This is a genomic window from Bacillus sp. hwrm1 (assembly GCF_040207805.1).
In the GTDB taxonomy this organism is placed as follows: domain Bacteria; phylum Bacillota; class Bacilli; order Bacillales; family Bacillaceae; genus Bacillus; species Bacillus velezensis.
On sequence record NZ_CP157943.1, the window covers coordinates 2,312,262 to 2,319,749 of the forward strand.

General features: G+C 50.2%; 1 protein-coding gene. It reads right to left on the reverse strand.

Going from position 1 to position 7,488, the window contains the following annotated elements:
- Positions 1-23 precede the first annotated feature (23 nt).
- Positions 24-7,481: a beta-ketoacyl synthase N-terminal-like domain-containing protein gene (locus tag ABK447_RS11935; RefSeq protein ID WP_094031725.1), complete on the reverse strand. Its 7,458-nt coding sequence runs from the start codon at positions 7,479-7,481 to the stop codon at positions 24-26.
- Positions 7,482-7,488: the final 7 nt, after the last annotated feature.

Below are 7,488 nucleotides of genomic sequence, written 5' to 3' on the forward strand. Positions count from 1 at the left end.
CGGATTGCTCCGGCCGTTCTCTATTACCGTTTTACCAACTCATTTGTTTCGTCCAGCTTTTTTCTGAAAGATTTAAGGAAATTTGCGCTTATCGTTCCTTTGTTTGCGTACAGTTTTTCGCAGAATGCCTTAATGGCGTTTTGCGGCTTCGGTTCCGACAGCATCGTGACATGATTGGAAGAGTGGACGTCCAGCAGGTGAAACTGTTTCATCTGGTGTTCCCATTCTTTCCAATACGCATCATGGTCTAACGGAATTTGTTCTTCCTCTGCCGTCAGATAACGTTCAAGATCTCCGAGGAACAAACCGCTTTTATTACGGAAGTAGTAGCATTGCAGCGCTTCCGGATGAGGCAGCGGCTTCATGTCATACTCTTCCATTCCGTAAGCGAGCTGCGTCTTCATCATTTGCTCCAGCTGCACCCGGATCGCTTCTTCGGATTTTGGCAGACCGCGCTTTTTGGCAAGGCCGATCAATTCTTTCAATACTTCTTCTTCCTCAGCCTGGACGGTAATGTCTTCTCTGCTGATTAATGCCTCTTCAAGGTTTTCAGGCTTAAGATATGCTGTAAGCATCGTATTGATCGTTTGCAGCATGACTGACTTAACAGATGGTTTTCTTTCTTTCCATTTTTCACTGTACGGGGTGTCGATCATGACGGCGCTTTTTACCGTATGACCTTCCTCCTGCAAGAGGCGCGCGGTTTCATATGCAAGCATTCCGCCCAAGGAATATCCGCCGAGATCATAAGGGCCTTTCGGCTGTACCGCTTGGATGATTCTCTTATAAGAAGCGGCCGTCTCTTCGATTCCTTGCAGCGGCTCTTTCCCTGTCAAACCTCTTGCCTGGATGCCGTAAAAAGGTCGCTGACTCTTTTTGGCGAATGGCTGGTATGCTTCCACGCCTCCCGTTCCGCCGTGAAACCAAAAAACAGGACGGCCTTTTTCTCTATCATTCAGCTTGACGAGTTCGGGAAAATTCCGGCCCTTCTCCTGCGGTTGGTTCGTTTTTAACAGCATGCCGATCTCCTGAAGAGTGCTGCATTTCTGAAGAGCCTCCAGACTGATGCGGCTGTCTCCGTCCTCAAGTTTTTTCAGCAGCTGAATAGAGGAGATTGAATCGAAGCCGTATTCAGTCAGCGGCTTATTTTGATCAATTTCCGCTGCCTTCATCCCCAAAATGTCTGCCACAATGTCAGCCGCGCTCCCGCAGCGGATCTGAGGATTCTGTGAAACCGGTGCAAGGCTGATGTCTTCTGGCTTACCGCCGTTCCAATACTTATGGTTTTCAAAAGGATATGTCGGAAGCGGCACTCTTTGAACAGATTTGCCTTGGTGGAGTCTGTCCCACGGTATATCCGCACCTTTCACCCAGCAAAATGCAAGTTTTTCCAGATTGTTTTCAGCCAACAGCGTCTCCGTGACGACTGTACCGAGAGTCCCTTCCAGTAAAACGCCGATATCTCCTGATCCAGTCTGCTGACTGCCTGTAAAGAAGCTTTTCATTCCATTGCTTTCTTCGGAAAATGCTCTGTACTCTTTCAGTTTTTCCAGCAATTCATGTTGATTGCGGGCAACGAGTGCCAGGCGGCAGTTCATCGCCTCACGGCCGGTCTGAAGCGTATAAGCAATATCCCGCAATGACGGAGTATCTCCAGTTTGCACAAAATCAGCCAGCTGACTTGCGGCCGCCTTAAGACGCCCTTCGCTCTTAGCAGAAAGCACGATAAGCTGCGGTTCATGCACAGATTCTTTGTCTTTATGGCTCGGGCTGTACTGTTCCAAAACGACATGCGCATTCATGCCGCCGAAGCCATAGCTGTTAATTGCGGCCCGGCGCGGGATCGGTCTGCCCGTATGGTCGGTGAGCTGTGTCCATTCCTGATTGTCTTCGGTGAAACGGAAGCGGCTTTTCTGAATGGCCATTTGCTCATTTGCAGCTGTAAATCCGGGAATGCCCGGGATGGTATGATGCTTCATGGCCATCGCCACTTTTATAAGGGCGGCCAGTCCGGAAGCGAGTTCGCCGTGCCCGATGCAAGGTTTCACGGTGCTGATATAACAAGGCGCGATTTCCTCTTGATTTGCAGACTCGCCGTAACCCGCTTTGATTGCATTAAACTCCAGCGCATCTGCCATTTCGGAGGCAATGCCGTGCGCTTCAATATAAGTGACGGTTTGCGGATCAACATCGGTGTCTTCGTACGCTTTTTTCATCGCGGCCTTCATTCCCGCCGGATTCGGCGCGTGAAGCGACATGCCTTTACCGCCGTGAGACACTCCTGTTCCTTTAATGACCATGTGAATATGATCGCCGTCTTCAATTGCCGCCTCAAGCGGTTTGATGATGATAACGCCCGCCCCTTCGCTTCTGACAAAGCCATCGGCATCTTTTTGGAACGATTTCGCCCGGCCGTTTTTGCTTAAATACCCCATTGAATCAAAACCGATAAAGCCCTTCGGCGACTGCAGAATATTGGCTGCACCCACGACAGCCTGCTCACATTCTTTATGACGGATTGATTGAACCGCCCTGTGCAATGCCACCAGGGTTGACGTGCAGGCAGCCTCGTAATATTCACTCGGTCCTTGTAAATTCAAGGCATATGATATTCTGTTCGGAATGATGGACGGGATGGCTGTTCCATTGTTCGGATCGCTGTTGCCCGCGGCAACGAAAACGCCTGTCGGTCTGCTTGATAATGCCTTATTTGTCAGGCCCGCATCCTCCATTGCCTTCCATGTATGCATCAAAAGCAGAAATTGCTCCGGCCCCATTTGTGATGCCTCTTTAGGGGAAATTCCGAAAAAGAGCGGGTCAAATTCGCCGACACCGTCAATAAAACCGCCCCATCTGAGACTCGTGTCATTCTCATCACCGGCGTAACGGCGCCAGTCCCAGCGGTCCGCCGGAATTTCGGTAATACAGTGATCCCCGTTTACGATGTGCTCCCAAAAAGACTGGATATCCGGGGATTGCGGAAACTGAGCTGACATACCGATAATCGCGATTCCTTGCTTGATATCGGCGTTATCACAAGGCGTATGCTGTTTCTTCGGTAAAGTGCGCTCTTCTGTTTCCGTGACCCTGGCCTCTTCTGAATGCTTATGATCGGCAAGAAATTGAGAAAACTTGCTCTCATATGCTGACGCGAAGTGGCGGGTCAGCTCCTCCGCGGTCGGATACTCGAAAAACAATGTTGGATTCACATCGATGTCCGCCTCTTGGCCGATCTCTTTTGTCAGCCCGATCAGGCTCGCTGAATCAAGTCCCAATTCCATGATATTCGCGTCAGAACGAAGAGATGGCCCGGGTTCACCCATCATCTTGGCGAGCTTGCCAAGGACGTAGCTGCGGATATCATCTGTCAGACTGCCGGCAGAAATCGGTGCCCCCGCATTCTTAACAGCCGTTCGGGCCGGCTGATTCATCTGTTCGGTTTTCGGGCGGAACCGTTTCAGGGCATAGCCTTCAAAACGCATCACCACTTCCGATCGGCTGCTGATGACATCTGCGTTAATCAGAATCATTTCCCTCGTTTGTTTGGTCAGCTTGATGTGCAGCCAGCAATCGGTAAGATCTTCAGGGCTGCTGAAGGTGACGGAATTAATGCCGAACGGCAGATAGCTTTCCGCCTCCGTTTGGTCCAATAAAGAAAGTGAGGCCAAGTAAGCACTGTTGGCGATTAACGGATTTACGGCATAATGATGCGCTTGTTGTGAGTCGCTATTGTTCAGGTTCACTCTCGCTAAAACGGCATCAGAGCCTTGGTACAGGCGGGTGATCGTTTTAAATTCTTCTCCCCACACGACGGGTCCCGTTCCGTCTCCGTATAACTCATCTATCCGGCCCACTTCCCGGTAAGAGCGCTGAATGGCCGCCAGATTCGCGTGCTGCTTTTGAAACGGATAGGGGCTGCACTCGGCATACGCCGCTATGCTCCAATCAGGAGACGTGCGGCTGCGGTGCATTATGCTCAGTTCAAATCCATCCCCGTTTTGTTTCGATTCTGTTTTCATCTCGATACGATCGCCTTTTTTTACGGTAATGGGGCTGACGTAATTCAGTTTTTTAATTTGTCCTCCTTCCGCTTCAGGAAAAAGATCACAAAAATGATCGACTGCCAGACTGTTATATGTAGCGCCGACGAGTACCGGTTCTCCGCTGAATTGATGCCCTTTCACGTATGGGTCGTCATCACTGTATACCGCCTGAACGCCGGCAGCGTTTTCTGATTCACCGAATTGAAAAGAAGTCCCGTGGTCAAAAGCGTAGGCCGGCAGATGAACGGCGTGCTCTTGCTGCAACTGATCAAACGCGATATTCTCTCCTTTTTCCCATTGCCGCGCACGCCGGCCAATATCAGATTCAGAGAAATTGAGATTCCGCTGATCCATGCGGTAAGCGGCCAGCTTTTCCAGCAGTTCCTGAACGGAAGCAGCCGTAAATGCCGCCCGATACTCCGAATGATGCGTTCTTTTTTGCAGCGCGGATGCGATGGCGGCCGGATGAAGAGGTGGCGTCTTTTCTAAAAAGGCCGCCAGTCTGTCAAGATAGGCTTCAAAACTCCATTTTGTTTTCGCTGACACAGGGAAAATATATTCCTCATCGCCGTGACGGGCCTGATCGGAATTCGGGCTGATATATTCTTCTACGATGAGATTTGCATATGCCCCGCCTGCCCCGAAGGAATTAATCATGCTTCTCCGCGGTATGATGTCCCCCGTTTCGGCATCCCTCATACGCTCCCAATACTCGGTTTTTTCCTGCAGGTAAAAAGCCGTTTGTTCAAGCGCGATATTCGGGTTTTGCGGTTTTGCATTAATGGTTGGAACTAATGTTTCCCGCTCCATTTGCAGCAGCACTTTCGCGAGCTGGGACATGCCGGAGGCCGCCTCTAAATGGCCGAGATTTGACTTGACGGATCCAAGCGCGCAAAATCGTTTTTTATCGGTATATTGCGAGAACGCGTTTGTCAGGGCAATGACCTCAATCGGATCTCCCAATACAGAGCCGTTTGCCGCTGATTCAACATAACTGATTGTTTCCGGATTGATTCCGGCCTTGTCGATGGAAGCCGCCATGAGCTTCGCCTGCTGTTTCGGATCCGGAGCCGTGTACATCTGCCTTCCGCCGCTATGGCACAACGCGCTGCTTTTAATGACCCCGTAAATATGGTCTTTGTCGGCAAGCGCTTTGGAGAGCGGCTTCAAGAGCACCGCCCCGACTCCTTCTCCCGGCATCAGGCCCGTGCCGGTTCCGAAGCTTTTGCTTTCACTTCCCTGTTCAAGCAAATTCGCCCGTTCGAGCGCATCATATTTAGACGGTTCAAGCGTGAGATTGACCCCTCCGGCAATCGCCATGGAACAGCTGTTAAGCTTCAGGCTTTCACAGGCGAGATGAATGGCGCTCAGTGAGCTGGAGCATGCGGTCGTAACGCCCATGCTCGGGCCCGTTAGATTGAAAAAGTGGGAAATGCGGTTGGCGATATGCCAATCCCCTCCGTTAGAGCTGAGCGCAGCTTTTTCCAATGACGGGATATTCCAGAAATATTGATTGTACATACTGCCCATAAATACACCGATGCCGCTGTCTGATTCCTGCCATTCGTTTACTCTTTCTAACGAGTAACCGCCATTTTCAAATGTTTCCCATACGGTTTCTAAGCTTAGACGGAGCTCAGGCGTCATCTCCATCACATGGTCTTCCCGGATGTCAAACAAGTGATGGTCAAAAGCTTCAATATGCTGCAGAAATCCGCCGTACCGTGTTTTGCGTTCTTCTTTTCGTGTTTCTTTTGCCATTGTTTTCAGAAGACCGGATTTCCATCTGTTTTCCGGAGCTTCCGTGATACAGCTGTCTCCGGCTTTTAAATGCTCCCACAGCTCATCGAGGGTTTCAGACTCGGGATAGCGGCCGCTGATGCCGATAATGGCAATGTCGTCACGATCAGAACGATTAACGGTGACGGTTTCTGTTTCCGGCTTTGGCGCTTTTGGCTCTTTTTGTTCATTGATAAATCGCCGCGTTTCCGTGACAAGCGGCACCGGTTCATTCATTGCAGGTTCCGGATGCTCCGTTTCAGGAGGCGCTTGTTCGGCTCCGAATGCCTGTTGCAGCTTATCCGGGTAAGTTTCCAGCAAATACCCGGCAAGTTCTTTCGTATTCGTGTGTTCAAATAAGATCGTTTTCGGCAGCTCGCCCGTCAATGTTTCCAGTTCGCGGATAAAATTCACCTGCAAAATGGAGTCGATGCCGTATTTTTCAAAGCTGGTTTCCGGCTGAATGCGCTCGGGAGCAAGCTTTATGGACTTGGCTAACGTTTCTTTTATGAATTGCACAGTCCGGTCTGTGACTGAGAAAGACGGTTCTGTGAAATCAGCCGGCTCTTTGGAAGCCGCAGTTTCTTCAACCGCCTGCGCGTCCGGCTGCTTTTGCCTGATAACGCCGTCGCTTTCTGCCGCCACGATCTGCTGGCCGAGGTGATGTGACGATTCCGCCATAAATGTAACGTACCGATATCCCTCGCTTTCCAGCGCAGACTGCCACGCTTCAGGATACAGCCCCGGGCATCCGGGAATGCGCAGTTTGGCGTCTTCATACAGCCACCAGCCTTCCAAAAGACCGAATGTCAGATGAGAATAAACCGAATGGCTGCTGATCTCATTTAATAGCAAAATCCCATTCTTCTTAAGCACCGCTTTGGCATTGCGAAGTGTCCGCCGAATATTTTTTGTCGCGTGAAGCACATTTGCCGCAATTACCGCGTCATATGCGCCCGCCTCTATACCCTGCAAAGCCGGGGGCTCTTCCACATTAAACCGCTTATAAGTCAAATACGGATTGTCGGGACCGTATTTTTTTTCAGCATGCATGAAAAAGGCCTTTGACAGATCGGTGTAGCAATATTCTTTCATATGATGTTTGTACTCTTTTAATCTTTTGAACACGGCCGCGCTCGTCCCGCCCGTCCCCGCTCCGATCTCTAATATCCGGATTTCCGCGTTCGGGTCTTCTTTCAGGCGTTCTTCAATGAAAGCCGTCAATGTGTCAGCGAGCACCTCATTAAAGTAGTCTGCCGTTTCATTGTTTTTATAGATTCCTTCCACCAATTCCATTGAGGAATCAGGAAACAGAATATCAGTGGCAGAAACTCTGCCGGATAAAATATCCGGCAAAGCTCTGAGAGCGGTCTCCACTAAGGTGATCATCGCCTGTTTGCTGCTGTCCTTGAGTAAAGGAGCTTTCTTTTCATCCCATTCTTGCCACAGAACGTCCGCACGCTCTATCGGACCCGTTAACACATACGTACTGCCTGACTGTTTCAAAAAGCCTTTTTGCACCAAGATGGAGATGCTTTCTTCCAGCCACCTGCCGTAAAACCCCTGCATGACAGGCTGCGTTTCGTTTTCCGTAAAAAATCCGACAGATTTCAGCTGGCCTGCCAATAGTTTGTAAAGAAGATCTTCAGTGTTTTGCAAAGCCGTC